Annotated in this window: 10 protein-coding genes and 1 pseudogene; 9 read left to right on the top strand and 2 right to left on the bottom strand. The window is 38.2% G+C overall.

Annotated elements, in window-relative coordinates; genetic code table 11:
• The first annotated feature begins 266 nt into the window (after nucleotides 1-266).
• The 4 genes and pseudogenes from ACP6PM_RS11130 (at nucleotide 267) to ACP6PM_RS11115 (ending at nucleotide 5674) form a co-directional block, all read left to right on the top strand.
• A complete protein-coding gene (locus tag ACP6PM_RS11130) occupies nucleotides 267-1298 on the top strand; it encodes a cytochrome c oxidase subunit II (protein WP_426584580.1) in 1032 nt (343 codons plus the stop codon).
• 240 nt (nucleotides 1299-1538) lie between these two features.
• Nucleotides 1539-3299 (top strand): cytochrome c oxidase subunit I, encoded by a 1761-nt coding sequence (ctaD, locus tag ACP6PM_RS11125; RefSeq protein WP_426584578.1) that lies wholly within the window; start codon nucleotides 1539-1541, stop codon nucleotides 3297-3299.
• A 293-nt stretch (nucleotides 3300-3592) separates the two neighbouring features.
• Nucleotides 3593-4228: a cytochrome c oxidase subunit 3 gene (locus tag ACP6PM_RS11120; RefSeq protein WP_426584576.1), complete on the top strand. Its 636-nt coding sequence runs from the start codon at nucleotides 3593-3595 to the stop codon at nucleotides 4226-4228.
• Between the two features lie 366 nt (nucleotides 4229-4594).
• Nucleotides 4595-5674, top strand: a pseudogene (locus ACP6PM_RS11115) (SMP-30/gluconolactonase/LRE family protein).
• 445 nt (nucleotides 5675-6119) lie between these two features.
• Here the strand turns inward: ACP6PM_RS11115 and ACP6PM_RS11110 are convergent.
• Both ACP6PM_RS11110 and ACP6PM_RS11105 read right to left on the bottom strand, forming a co-directional pair.
• Nucleotides 6120-6401 (bottom strand): RNA-guided endonuclease InsQ/TnpB family protein, encoded by a 282-nt coding sequence (locus ACP6PM_RS11110; RefSeq protein ID WP_426584574.1) that lies wholly within the window; start codon nucleotides 6399-6401, stop codon nucleotides 6120-6122.
• Nucleotides 6380-6529 carry a helix-turn-helix domain-containing protein gene (locus ACP6PM_RS11105; RefSeq protein WP_426584572.1) on the bottom strand — a complete coding sequence of 50 codons (150 nt, stop codon included), beginning with the start codon at nucleotides 6527-6529 and terminating at the stop codon, nucleotides 6380-6382. The genes ACP6PM_RS11110 and ACP6PM_RS11105 overlap by 22 nt, the downstream gene beginning before the upstream one ends.
• A 461-nt stretch (nucleotides 6530-6990) precedes the next feature.
• Between ACP6PM_RS11105 and ACP6PM_RS11100 the strand changes: the two genes are divergently transcribed.
• From ACP6PM_RS11100 to ACP6PM_RS11080, 5 genes are all read left to right on the top strand, one after another.
• Nucleotides 6991-7914 carry an NAD(+) kinase gene (locus ACP6PM_RS11100; RefSeq protein ID WP_426584570.1) on the top strand — a complete coding sequence of 308 codons (924 nt, stop codon included), beginning with the start codon at nucleotides 6991-6993 and terminating at the stop codon, nucleotides 7912-7914.
• Between the two features lie 580 nt (nucleotides 7915-8494).
• On the top strand, nucleotides 8495-9568 hold the full coding sequence (locus ACP6PM_RS11095) for a hypothetical protein (protein ID WP_426584569.1): 1074 nt from the start codon (nucleotides 8495-8497) through the stop codon (nucleotides 9566-9568).
• 351 nt (nucleotides 9569-9919) lie between these two features.
• The gene (locus ACP6PM_RS11090; RefSeq protein WP_426584567.1) at nucleotides 9920-11005 is read left to right on the top strand and encodes an SGNH/GDSL hydrolase family protein; all 1086 of its coding nucleotides are present in this window, start codon (nucleotides 9920-9922) and stop codon (nucleotides 11003-11005) included.
• A gap of 400 nt (nucleotides 11006-11405) precedes the next feature.
• Nucleotides 11406-12362 carry an NAD(P)/FAD-dependent oxidoreductase gene (locus ACP6PM_RS11085; RefSeq protein ID WP_426584565.1) on the top strand — a complete coding sequence of 319 codons (957 nt, stop codon included), beginning with the start codon at nucleotides 11406-11408 and terminating at the stop codon, nucleotides 12360-12362.
• A gap of 41 nt (nucleotides 12363-12403) precedes the next feature.
• Entirely contained in the window at nucleotides 12404-12787 is a 384-nt protein-coding gene (locus ACP6PM_RS11080; protein ID WP_293103478.1) for a hypothetical protein, read from the top strand.
• Nucleotides 12788-13420: the final 633 nt, after the last annotated feature.

Below are 13420 nucleotides of genomic sequence, written 5' to 3'. Positions count from 1 at the left end.
AACAGATAATTGTAAATTTTTACAGATTATTATAGGTTTCTAAGAACGGTTAAAACTGTAGCTAAAAACAGCGAAGTTTTTAACCTAAATTAAACCAAATAAAGTAGGTAGAGTTGCCATACATTTTAAATCTCTGGAGAGAATTAAATTGCAGATTCCTGGGCACTTGTATTTGATGTAAAGTAGTGCAGGAATCTGCAAAACTCAAACCTCAATTTGGGTAAGTTTGGTTAAGTTCAGTAGAACAGCAAAATAACCTAAGTAAAATGGAAGAAAAAGAAAAAGTACCAGTCTCAGTAATAACTCTAGTAGTTGGTATAGTAGTCACCATAATTAGCGTATGGGCAGGTCAAAATCATGGTCTTCTGCCAGAGCAAGCTTCGGTACAAGCACCTCTGGTTGATGGATTTTTTGACATCATGTTTACTATAGCAGCAGGTTTATTTCTAGTGGTAGAAGGCACAATCGTCTTTTGTGCGATTAAATTTCGTAAGCGCAAAGGAGACGATGGCGATGGTGAAAGCTTTAGAGAAAATTTACCATTAGAAATATTTTGGACTGCGATTCCATCCATAATTGTAATTGGTCTTGGCATCTATAGTGTAGATGTATACAGACAGATGGGTGGATTCGATCCAAGTGGTACAATGATGATGAGCCATCACCATTCCTCATCTCACGATCAAGTAGCGAAAATGCCTGGATCTGCAATAGCTGCTCCCCTAATTGCAGATGCTGAAGGAATGGAAGCAACAGAAGTAGTTGAAAAAGTGGCTAGCAAATATGGTTTGGGAGCAACTCCTGCAGAGGCAGGAAAAACAGCAGATGTGGTAGTTGATATCACTGGTATTCAATATGGTTGGTTGATGAACTACCCCGATAGTGGTGTTTTTGCAGGAGAATTACATATTCCTGTAAACAAGGATATTCAAATCAACCTCTCTGCTAATGATGTGATTCACGCTTTCTGGATACCTGCTTTCCGTCTGAAGCAAGATGCTATCCCTGGTAAAGATACCCAATTGCGTTTTGTTGCTACTACAACAGGAGAATATCCAGTATATTGTGCAGAACTTTGTGGTGCTTACCACGGAGCAATGAGAACAAAAGTGATTGTTGAAACTCAAGAAGAATACGACGCTTGGATAGCAGAAAATACTTTTGCTCAACAACAAGAATTGAATCAAGCTGTAGCAGTAAACACTGCTGATTTATCAGAGTCGGAATATCTTAGTCCCTACTCTGATGAAATGGGTATAAATTCCGAAACATTAAGTCAAATTCATTCAGCTAACTGACAATTGATAAACAGGTGAAGTTCCCACCCATTTCAAGTCTGTAGAGAAGATAAATTATAGACAGATGTCAGTTTTCTTTAATGTAAAACAAAAAACTAGACTCTAGAGTTACTAATTTAAACCCCGCCCGATCGGGCGAGGTCTAACTGGGTAATTTAAGTAGAGCGGAGTTTGGGATCGAAATCAATCAAATCCCTTGTTCCTCAAATAAATAATTCGTAATTGTCAAAATAATTACAGATGACGCAAACACAAATTCCTTTAGATACTCAATCACAACCGGAAAAACCACATCCAGAAGCTTGGAAGTGGTATCACTACTTCGGCTATAACATAGACCATAAGGTAATTGGTATTCAATATCTTGTTACCGCCTTCTTCTTTTATCTGATAGGTGGTCTAATGGCAATGGGTTTAAGAGCAGAACTCTATACTCCAGACCCAGACGTTCTCGACCCAAATGTCTACAACTCCTTTCTGACAAATCATGGCACGATCATGATTTTCCTATGGATCGTACCTGCTGCTATCGGTGGTTTCGGTAACTATCTCGTTCCCCTGATGGTGGGAGCAAGAGACATGGCGTTTCCTAACCTAAACGCCATCGCCTTCTGGCTAAACCCACCTGCTGGAGCATTATTAATCGCAAGTATAGCTTTAGGAGGGGCACAAAGTGGTTGGACAGCATATCCACCACTTAGCATTATCACCAATAACGCGGGACAATCTTTATGGATTCTCAGTATCGTGTTAGTGGGAACTTCCTCTATTATGGGTTCGGTGAACTTTATCGCCACTATCCTGAAAATGAAAGTTCCTAGCATGAAATGGGATCAACTTCCCCTATTCTGCTGGGCAATTCTTGCTACTTCCGTTTTAGCTCTATGCTCCACTCCTGTTTTAGCAGCAGGGTTGGTAATGTTATTGTTTGATATCAATTTTGGCACCGGCTTCTTTAGACCAGAGATGGGCGGTGATGTGGTCATCTACCAGCACTTATTTTGGTTCTATTCTCACCCAGCAGTTTATCTGATGATTCTGCCAATATTCGGCATTCTCTCAGAAGTTATTCCCATTCACGCTCGCAAACCAATATTTGGTTATAAGGCGATCGCCTATTCTAGTCTAGCTATTTGTTTAGTAGGTTTGTTCGTATGGGTACACCATATGTTCACCAGTGGAACTCCTCCTTGGATGCGGATGTTCTTCACCATCTCTACTTTAATCGTTGCAGTTCCTACAGGAGTCAAAATCTTTAGTTGGGTAGCTACTCTCTGGGGTGGAAAAATTCGCTTCACCAGTGGAATGCTCTTCGCCATTGGTCTATTAGCAATGTTCGTTATGGGTGGACTAAGTGGCGTAACTATGGGAACAGCTCCCTTTGATGTTCACGTCCATGATAGTTACTATGTAGTAGCTCACTTCCATTACGTTTTATTTGGTGGGTCAGTGTTTGGTCTCTATGCAGGTATCTATCACTGGTTCCCTAAAATGACAGGTCGGATGTACAACGAAACCTGGGGTAGGGTTCATTTTGTCCTGACTTTAATTGGTACTAACCTCACCTTCCTACCCATGCACGAATTGGGTTTACAAGGAATGCCTCGTCGAATTGCCATGTATGACCCTAAGTTTGAATCTATCAATCATATCTGTACTTATGGTTCAATTCTTCTGGGTTTATCTGTAATTCCATTCTTGATCAACATGATTTGGAGTTGGATGTATGGGCCAAAAGCTGGCGATAATCCTTGGGGTGGTTTATCTTTGGAATGGACTACTAGCTCACCTCCCATAATCGAAAACTGGGAAGTATTACCAGTGGTTACTTATGGCCCTTATGATTTTGGCTCGAAGAAAACTCTTGCTATTCGAGAGCGGTTCAAGCTAATTTCTACACCAAGTTCGAGAAAGGAAACAGGTGTGCCTGTTTCTGAAGCTGATTCTTCATCCTTATATAGTGGTTCTGGTGATTCTCAGAATCCTCCAGGGGAAAATTAGGTATAAGTTATAACTCGTATTGTATTGGGTTGAGGCAACTAATACCAATTCACTTTAAGAATGTCACAAATAGTTTCAAGCTTTAAATGTCAAATAATTGCCTAAAACTATGATACTGTCAAAGTTTTTAGTCGATCGAATCTAACTTCTGACTTCTTTGCGGGCGAATGGCCATTCGCCCCTACGACTTCTGACTTCAGTGAAACGGTATAAACCCAACCTAATACAAAGCTGATAACTACTCAACTATCCAACCTCAGAAATTATTTCGTTGATTTTAGGTACAGAAGATTATGCAAGGTTCAACCATTGATACAACTAATAATTTAGTTGATACTTCAGTTCATTCGGCATCAGTAGAAGTTGCCCATCACGAAGAACATCAGGATTTAAGAGTTTTCGGATTATTAACGTTTCTCGCTTCTGAATCTTTAATGTTTGGAGGGTTATTTGCTGCTTATTTGATTTATCGAGCAAATGCAGGAGTTTGGCCTCCTGAAGAAACAGAGGTAGAGTTATTATTGCCGACAATTAACACTATTATTCTGGTTTCCAGTAGTTTTGTGATTCACAAAGGCGATACTGCGATTAAAAAGAATGATATCTCCGGAATGCGCTTATGGTATTTAGTTACAGCAATCATGGGTATCATTTTCTTGGGTGGTCAGGTTTATGAGTACATGACTTTGGGTTATGGTCTAACTACTAATGTCTTTTCCAACTGTTTTTATGTGATGACTGGTTTCCACGGTCTGCACGTTTTTGTTGGTGTATTGCTAATTCTTGGTGTGTTATGGCGTTCCCGTCGTGCTGGTCATTACAATGGAGAAAAGCACGTTGGTATTGAAATGGCAGAAATATATTGGCACTTTGTTGATATTATCTGGATTGTTTTGTTCACTTTACTTTATATTTTGACTCAATTTTAATCCAGAAAATTTTGTTTTGAAGATGAAGTAATTGATGATTTTTTAGCCTCCCGTTGGAGGTTTTTTTTATATATAGCTAGGCTTACCGATCTAAATATCAAACCATTGACAAATAAAGGTATTATATCATGTCCGATAACATCTGTTTTGTATCACAATTATTTTAGTCCATTAATCAATTTTCAGTCATTTGAGCTGCTCTCACCATAAGAATCAGTTAACTACACATTTCACGCTTTTTGTCAAGCTTTATATCAGCAGAGTCTTAACTTTAATTTACCCAAAGCTGCTCTGAAATTAGCCCAGGGAATTTGTCCCCAGATTCCCAAACAGACATTAGTAGAACAAACACGCACCAGCATTCGCTTGTATTTGTCAACTCGTAAAAGTGGTCTCGCCTCAACACTGTTTGATTTTAGCCTTGCTGAACAAACTCTTGATTGCTCAGAATTGATTACCTTTAATTGCAAACCAGGGGAGCAAATCAAAGATACCTACTATCATCCAAGTCCTCTAGCAGAGCTAAACCTTGTTGGCACTGACCGAGCTGCCTTACAGTTTTATGGGGAGCATCTACGCAATGCATTATTGTTAGAAAGACGCTCACCAGTCTATGATTCCAGAAGTAATCAATTATTTTGCCTGGACTATAGTAATCCTCAGCTTATTCAATTGTGCTTAACAACCTGCAAGGTGCAGCGGTTCCCATTACCTGGTTTGTTTTATGGTGTTGCAGTATTGGCAACGGGAACCGTAGTATTATCCGGGGAGTTAGGACTGGTGGAATTGAATCTCAGTACCCAAGAGCTAGTGCCGATTATCCAAGAATATCAAGGCAAACAGTTGGTTTGTAATGATGTAGTTATTAACCCAACCGGACACATCTGGTTCAATACCATCAATGAAGATGCGACAGGAATTAGAGAAAAAGGGGCACTGCTACGGTATAATTCTCAGGGACAAGTCCAAGAAGTTTTTAGGGGACTTGGTTATGGTAATGGCATGGGAATATAACCAGATGGGCAATCGCTCTACGTTGTAGATAGTCTGGAACGGGCGGTTCATGTCTTCGCTCTCAATTCCTCTCAAACTGAAGCAACTCTAAGAGATGTTCAGTACCATCACAAACTTCTTGTTGCCCATGAAAATGAAGGAGTACCTGATGGATTGGCTGTAGATAGGGCGGGTCGTCTTTGGCTCACATTTTGGTTTAGCGGTAAAGTCGTCTGTATCGAGCCGCGTACGCAAGCAAGGGAGAGAGAGATTATTTTACCTGTGATGAATATTGCCAGTGTGAGCGTTGTTGATTCTAAATACGATTCCAGTGCCAAATTGTTTGCTTGCTCATCTGTAGTTCCTTGGCCAGGAGGAAAATTCCTCGCCCCTTGGTATGCAAGTGAATTGCCAGGGTCGCGACAAGGGCAGCTGTTTGAAATTGATTTATAGCAATTCCCATTATGGTGAGGTACAAAATTAGTTTGTTACGCAGGAGTAGGGACGTTGCATACAACGTCCCTTGTAGTTCCTTGGCCAGGAGGAAAATTCCTCGCCCCTTGGTATGCAAGTGAATTGCCAGGGTCGCGACAAGGGCAGCTGTTTGAAATTGATTTATAGCAATTCCCATTATGGTGAGGTACAAAATTAGTTTGTTACGCAGGAGTAGGGACGTTGCATACAACGTCCCTTTTTAACTAGCTAGCTCGCTTTTCCTTACGGAATGCTACGCAAACAGCATTTAGCTAGCCTCCTGGGTCGGAACTACGTTAACAGCTAAAGATCCAAGGGTAACAGTCCCCCACAAGAGGAGCGAAACAGCGCGTGGTGCGCTTTGCGTGCAGGGTTTGAATCCCCCATTATACACCGTGAAAAGCTGATAGCTGAGTGCTGACTGCTATTTCAAGTCTTCTAATACGATAGTGTCGTATTTTTTGACTAAATTTGTAGACAATTTGTGTAAGAAATCTGTTCTGATATCTTTAACTTTCCCGTGTAGTTTGGCGACTCTTAATCTAGCTTTTTCACGGCGTTTACTGCCAATTTCAGTGTGAGCAAATTTACGTTTAAATTTGGCTAATTTTTTGAGGTTTTGCTTAAGTGGCTTAGGAGCTTCAATTTGATCTCCATTGCTCAAAGTTGCAAATGTAGAAATACCTAAGTCAATGCCAATCGACAACAACCAAATAGTTGACTTAATTTAGTTATTTGAATATGATTAGAATATATACGATATTTGTATCTAGCTTTCAATGTTTTTGACTTATTACTAACATTAAGTGGTATTATTATAGCATGGGTTGGCATTCCCATACGACGCTCCCTTGCAGGAGAGCGCGGGTCTTATGCCAACATTAGATAAAAAGTCACCCTAAAAGGGCTAGGCTTCAGACCCATTTTTTCTCACCGAAAAAATTTTTTTAGAAATTATAGTACACAACAGCTATGTAAATTATAGCTGTTTTAGATCGAGTTGCTATTAGATTAATAATTTTTCTATATTTGCTTTTTTCTATCACTGTGACAGTTGTGTAGGCTACTGATTAATTTTTCGATAATGATTAGGATAAATTCACTTTAGTAATTATACTTACCAACAAAAAGAAGCTTTTTTATAACCATACTAAATCCGATCAAAACATCTAGATGCTAGAGGAAAAAAGCAGTTTTTCAGAAATACTAACCATATTGCCTATTGGCTATTGCTATACAATGACAACTTATGCAGGAATTATCCTAATTTCTATCTAAAATCTAAAATATTAACTATGGATATTAAACGAGTAATTATTGCTCATAAGGCCAGAGATGATGTGAGTCGCCATTACGCAGAACAATCTGCTAGAGAGTTGGAAGATAGAGGATGTCAAGTGTTGATGGGTCCAAGTGGACCACAAGATAATCCTTATCCAGTTTTTCTTGCCTCCAGCACTCATAAGATTGACTTGGCAGTCGTTTTGGGGGGAGATGGTACTGCATTAGCTGCCGCTAGACATTTAGCAGCTGAAGGTATTCCTATGTTGGCAGTCAATGTGGGAGGACATTTAGGCTTTTTGACAGAGAATTTTGAAGATTTTAAGGATACAGAGAAAGTATGGGATAGGTTGTTTGAAGACCGCTATGCAGTACAACTGCGGATGATGTTACAGTCAGCAGTGTTTAATGGCGATCGCTCAAACCTCAAACCAGCAAGCGATCGCTTTTTAGCGTTGAATGAATTTTGTATTAAACCTGCTTCTGCTGATAGGATGCCTACTTCTATTTTGGAAGTAGAAGTTGATGGTGAGGTTGTAGACCAATATCAAGGAGATGGATTAATTGTTGCAAGTCCCACAGGTTCGACTTGCTATACTGCTTCTGCTAATGGACCAATTATGCACGCTGGTATGGCTTCTATTTCTGTGACTCCAATTTGTCCTTTAAGTCTTTCTAGTCGTCCTATTGTTCTTCCTCCTGGTTGTATAGTCAGCGTTTGGCCTTTACAGGAACACGATCTAACTACTAAACTTTGGGCAGATGGAGTTCTATCTACTGCTATTTGGCCGGGACAGAGGGTGGATGTGCGTATGGCAGATTGTCAAGCTAAGTTTATTATTTTGCGGGAAAATTATTCATTTTTCCAGACTCTCAGAGAAAAACTACAATGGGCTGGTGCCAGAATTAAGTATCAAAATTACCATCGGAGTAGTTAGGTTTTAGGGAGTAGGGGATTCATTAATTGATAATTGATAATTGATAATTGATAATTACAAGAAGCTTAAAACCGTTACGGAATTGAATATTGGGAAATTCAAGAGCACTTTTCTCTTGGTCGATTTGATATGGCGTTTCGCTGCGCGACATGAAAAGCGTTAGCGTTAGCTCCTCTGAAAGAGGCAGCGGCTCTGCACTCTTCGGGAAACCTCGCCATCCCATCCTAAGGTCATGCTCCGCAAACGACCGCTTTTTCCCCTATCCAAGGGGAGGCTTCAAGGCGCGAATTAATTATTAATAATTAATTAATAATTCGGTAAGAATTTTGTCTGCATTTCTCACTTCTTTATGTCTAATTCAATACACTTTTCTGAGAAAAAAGCCTTTCAAATGACTTATACATAACTTCTCTTTTTTGTCTACGTTTTATGTTAAGAAAGATGTTTATCATGCATAGCTTAAAGAGGGAGGTTTGAGAGCTTATTTTTTGGTCAGTTGTACTACATTAATCTTGAATATGCTGTAAGTAGTTTAAATTAGGAACAGCTTATCTACCTAATTGCAAAACTTATTAATAATATGGGATTTATGCAGAGCAGAAAAATTATCAAAGTCAGTTTAATTAATCTCCTTTTATTAGTAGCTATATTAAGTTTGGTTGAAGGTCTATCTAGTATATTATTGCTGTTTGATAAAATTAGTAAAGTTCAACCAATGAGTGAAATACGCCACACTCAATATGATGAACTATTAGGATGGGTGAATATTCCTAATGCCGATCTTCCAAATATGTATGGTGAGGGGATATATTTTCGGACAAATTCTCAATCATTCAGAAATAACGAAGATTTTACTATTAATATTCCCCCTAATAAAGTTAGGATAATTTGTTCTGGGGATTCTTTCACAATGGGATGGGGTGTTAGTAACCATCAAACATGGTGTCAATTATTAACATCTATAAATCAGCGTTTGCAAACTATTAATATGGGTCAAGGAGGATATGGTGTTGACCAAGCTTATTTATGGTACAAACGTGATGGTAGTAAGTTTGAGCATCATATTCAAATATTTGCTTTTATTACTGATGATTTTGTGCGGATGCAGCGTGCAAAGTCTTTGGGTTATGGGAAACCATTATTGTCTTTAGAAAATGGGGAGTTAGTTAATCATAATTTTCCTGTGCCTAGAGGTTCTTTTTTAGTTCCAAAAATTACACAAGGTAGCAGATATATTCAAGAGTTAAGATTTTTAGGTCTATGGCAAACATGGTTTCCGAGAAAGCTGGAAACTTATAATCAATATGTTGCTCAAACTCCTGCTATAGCTATGAATATATTTGAGGAGTTGGCGGAAATAAATCAAGAAAAAAATAGTAAGTTAGTCGTGGTTTATTTGCCTATTCGTTCTGACTATTATGGCAATGAATCTGATTTTTGGCGACAATATCTACAGGTAGAGTTAGAGAAACGCAACATAATCTATATCGATCTAATTGCTGAATTTAGAAAGAGAATGCCTAATGAAAAAGTAGAAACAGCATTCTTGGGAGGTGATGGGCATTATTCTGTATTTGGCAATGAATTTTTTGCTAATATTTTGTATGAGAAGTTGTTGTCTTTGCCCGAAGTTGGAGTTATTTTACAAGATTAGGGAGTAGGGAGTAGGGAGTAGGGAGTAGTTAGGAGAAATGGCGTAAGTATTCAGCTCTCAGCTCTTTAATGAACAATGTAGTTCGATAGACTTTTATCTATGTAGACTTTTATATATATAGTCATTTTAAATAAGAATTAAACAGTTTTTTAGCTGAAACCCTTTAACAGCAAGAAACTTTGGTCTCAATCTCAACTAAAATGACTATACTTTTAATTCTTTGAAGCCTCTTGATTGCTTTTGCTTTTTCCTCTTTTAAAGGTAATGAAGCTGAGAGCTGATAACTGAGTGCTGAATGCTTACGAAATCAATTAATGAACATATTTATTTATATCCAAAAGTCTAATATTTATGATAAATATTAGTTTACATCAGACAAAAAAAATTATCAAAATTGTTTCGATTAATTTGATTTTAATTGTGGCAATATTGAGTTTAGTTGAAGGTCTATCTAGTATCTTATTGATGTTTTATAGAATCAGCAAAATTCAACCAAATCCCGCACATCTTTACGCTCAATATGATGAATTATTAGGATGGGTGAATATTCCTAATGTGGATATTCCAAATATGTATGGTGAGGGGATATATTTTCGGACAAATTCTCAATCATTCAGAAATAACGAAGATTTTACTATTAATATTCCCCCTAATAAAGTTAGGATAATTTGTTCTGGGGATTCTTTCACAATGGGATGGGGTGTTAGTAACCATCAAACATGGTGTCAATTATTAACATCTATAAATCAGCGTTTGCAAACTATTAATATGGGTCAAGGAGGATATGGTGTTGACCAAGCTTATTTATGGTACAAACGTGATGGTACTAAATTTGAGCATAACATTCAGATATTTGCTTTTATTACTAATGATTTTGTGCGGATGCAGATTGCAAGTTTTGTGGGTCATGGTAAACCATTATTGTATTTAGAAAATGGGGAGTTAGTTAATCATAATTTTCCTGTTCCTAGACCCTCTTTTTTATTTAAAAAAATTACACGAGGCAGTAGGCATATTCAAAAATTAAGCCTTTTCTTTATATTGCAAAAATTATTTCCTCAAAATTTTAAACCAAACAATAAATATGTTGTTCAAACTCCTGCTATAGCTATGAAAATATTTGAGGATTTGGCAGCAATAAATCAAGAGAAAAATAGTAAGTTAGTTGTGGTTTATTTACCCAGTCGTTCGGACTATTATAAGAATGACTCTAATTTTTGGCGACAATATTTACAGGTAGAATTACAGAAACGAAACATAATCTATATTGATTTAATTCCCGAATTTAGAGATAAAATCCCAAATGAACAACGAGGAAAAGCTTTTTTGGGTGGTGATAAATGGCATTATTCTGTATCTGGCAATAAATTTATTGCTAATATTTTGTATGGAAAGTTATTATCTTTGCCAGAAGTTGCAGTTATTTTACAGCAGTAGAAATTTATTTAAAGTATTTCTATCAGGGTGATTGATGAGTCTATACCATTAAACCACTAAGATAATTTTTAATATTTTTAATATTTTTCACGATTTTTTCATTGGCTCGATTTAAGGCTTTCAAAAATAGTGGGATGGGTTCATATAGCAATCCTCTAATCGGTTGTAATATTTTGGTGGTAGGGGCAATTCGCGAATCGCCATTAATATTTTAGACATCTACTCAACTAACATTTTACCTTAATCAAAGGTATTTTTCTGTGGCAGTTTAGAGATTTTACTTGAGTAGTTGATTGCCGGTAGTACACTACCACTACAATATTTATTTTCATCGACTGGGGGTATCATTAAGATATACTTTAATCAATCTCAGAACTATTATTTTCGAGGACTATAGATTTTGGAAACTTATGAATTTGATGTGGTTATCATTGGCGGTGGTCCAGCGGGCTGTAGCTGTGCCCTGTATACTTCTCGTGCAGATTTAAAGACAGTGATTCTCGACAAGAATCCAGCAGTGGGGGCACTCGCGATTACCCATAAAATTGCCAACTATCCGGGAGTAGCAGGTGATATTAGCGGGAGTGCGTTACTAGATGAGATGCGAGAGCAGGCTATCTCTTTCGGAACTACATATCAACGAGCACAGGTGTTTGGTATTGATGTAGAAGGGTCATCCAAGAAGGTTTATACTCCAGAAGGAACATTTGTAGGGCGATCGCTTGTCCTAGCTACAGGCGCCATGGGTCGTACATCTTCCCTTAAAGGCGAATCAGAATTTTTAGGTCGGGGTGTAAGCTACTGTGCCACTTGCGATGGTGCATTTTATCGTCAAAAAGAGGTCGCCGTTTATGGACTTAATCCAGAGGCAGTCGAAGAAGCTCAGTTCCTCACTAAATTCGCATCTACTGTTCACTGGTTGACAAATAAAGAACCACAGGAGGAAGACGATCATGTTCAGGTATTGCTGAGTCAGCCAAATGTAAAGCATTGGAATTTTACTCGCCTGACTTCGATTGAGGGCAATGAGTCAGGGGTCACGAGTATTTTGATGAAAACTAGAGGAGAATCGGAAACGACTTCCTTGCCAGTCGAGGGGGTTTTTGTCTACCAAAGTGGGTCGAGACCGATTACAGACTATATTGGTAATCAGATCGCATATAGCGAAAACGGCGGTGTTAAAGTCGATGAAATGATGGCAACCAATGTAGACGGAGTTTGGGCGATTGGCGATATTCGGAATACACCTTTTCAGCAGGCAGTGGTTGCAGCAGCAGATGGCTGTATAGCAGCAATGGCTATCGATCGGTTTCTCAATCAACGCAAGGGAATTAAGCGAGATTGGGATCATTCGTAGCTGCTATAATCTTTCTCTGAAGTATCGATCTGTTTAGGATTATGGACAATCATCAACGCCCTGAATCTTTGTCAATCCAGGAAATCTTAGGAAGACCTCTAGAAGCACTAGGATGGAGTCCTCTGTTTCACTTCCATCCCAGCGATATCCATCGGATGCCAGATTCTCTTCCTGGAGTTTACCTAGTTCGTTATCGAGACGATCCGAAAAAGCTGAAACCATTTTCAATGCTTTATGTGGGAAGAGCCGATCGCTGCTTAAAAAGTAGTCTTACTAATCAGTATTTAGGTAAAGATAATGAATCTTTACCAGTTTTTGTGGAAGCAAATCCGTCAGGAGTTTATTTTCAGTATCTCTGCTGCAACGATTGTAGGCAAGTTGAGGCTTATTTGATTGTTGCTCTGGACTATCCTTTATGTAATTGAGTGTGTATTTGTTTTGCTCAAAACCATTTTGCTGCTTATGTCTATTCAAGGGCAAAAAAAATTCTTGCTGTGCGATCGCCGATCTTATAGGGTACGTTAGGTCAAAGCTTTAATGCACCATCATTGTATCTAACATGGCATTATACCAATTTGATAAGTGTTTGCTACAAATAGTTCTGGTATTTTTTAGGAGTCAGGAGTCGTAGAGCTGATTTGCAGTTGCGAAGCATTCCATAGGAAATCCCCCGTACAGGAGTCATAATGAATAGGTTTGATATATTTTTTCAGATCATAAATTCTCTTTGTGCAACAAAGCCAATTTTATGTAAAATATGAATGGTATAGCCCTAGGGAATAGGGAACAGTAAGTTTCAAAGGGTTTCAGAATTTATAAATGTCCTAACCTTAATGCGTAACGCTATAGTGGTTATTATTCCTAACATTCTTTTTTCATACATGGTATTAGAGCGAATGTGAAGGCAAAAGCGTCGGACCTAGTTCTCAAATAGTCTCACACCACTCAACTTCAAAGATGCTAAGTGGCTAGATGTTTCAATAATTAATAATTAATAATTAATACAGGACTTACGCAAGGACACTATATATAGTGTCAAGCGTTAATTATCTCTCTAT

Origin of the sequence: Dapis brunnea BLCC-M229 (genome assembly GCF_050015995.1) — a bacterium.
Taxonomy (GTDB): Bacteria; Cyanobacteriota; Cyanobacteriia; order Cyanobacteriales; family Microcoleaceae; genus Trichodesmium.
This window is presented reverse-complemented; position numbering and strand designations above follow the sequence as displayed.

Excerpts from the sequence above, each read along its gene's own strand:
- ACP6PM_RS11120 (WP_426584576.1), top strand. The coding sequence starts at position 3,593 with ATGCAAGGTTCAACCATTGATACAACTAATAATTTAGTTGATACTTCA.
- ACP6PM_RS11080 (WP_293103478.1), top strand. The coding sequence starts at position 12,404 with ATGGACAATCATCAACGCCCTGAATCTTTGTCAATCCAGGAAATCTTA.
- ACP6PM_RS11105 (WP_426584572.1), bottom strand. The coding sequence starts at position 6,529 with ATGCCAACCCATGCTATAATAATACCACTTAATGTTAGTAATAAGTCA.
- ACP6PM_RS11090 (WP_426584567.1), top strand. The coding sequence starts at position 9,920 with ATGATAAATATTAGTTTACATCAGACAAAAAAAATTATCAAAATTGTT.
- ACP6PM_RS11130 (WP_426584580.1), top strand. The coding sequence starts at position 267 with ATGGAAGAAAAAGAAAAAGTACCAGTCTCAGTAATAACTCTAGTAGTT.
- ACP6PM_RS11095 (WP_426584569.1), top strand. The coding sequence starts at position 8,495 with ATGGGATTTATGCAGAGCAGAAAAATTATCAAAGTCAGTTTAATTAAT.
- ctaD (WP_426584578.1), top strand. The coding sequence starts at position 1,539 with ATGACGCAAACACAAATTCCTTTAGATACTCAATCACAACCGGAAAAA.
- ACP6PM_RS11100 (WP_426584570.1), top strand. The coding sequence starts at position 6,991 with ATGGATATTAAACGAGTAATTATTGCTCATAAGGCCAGAGATGATGTG.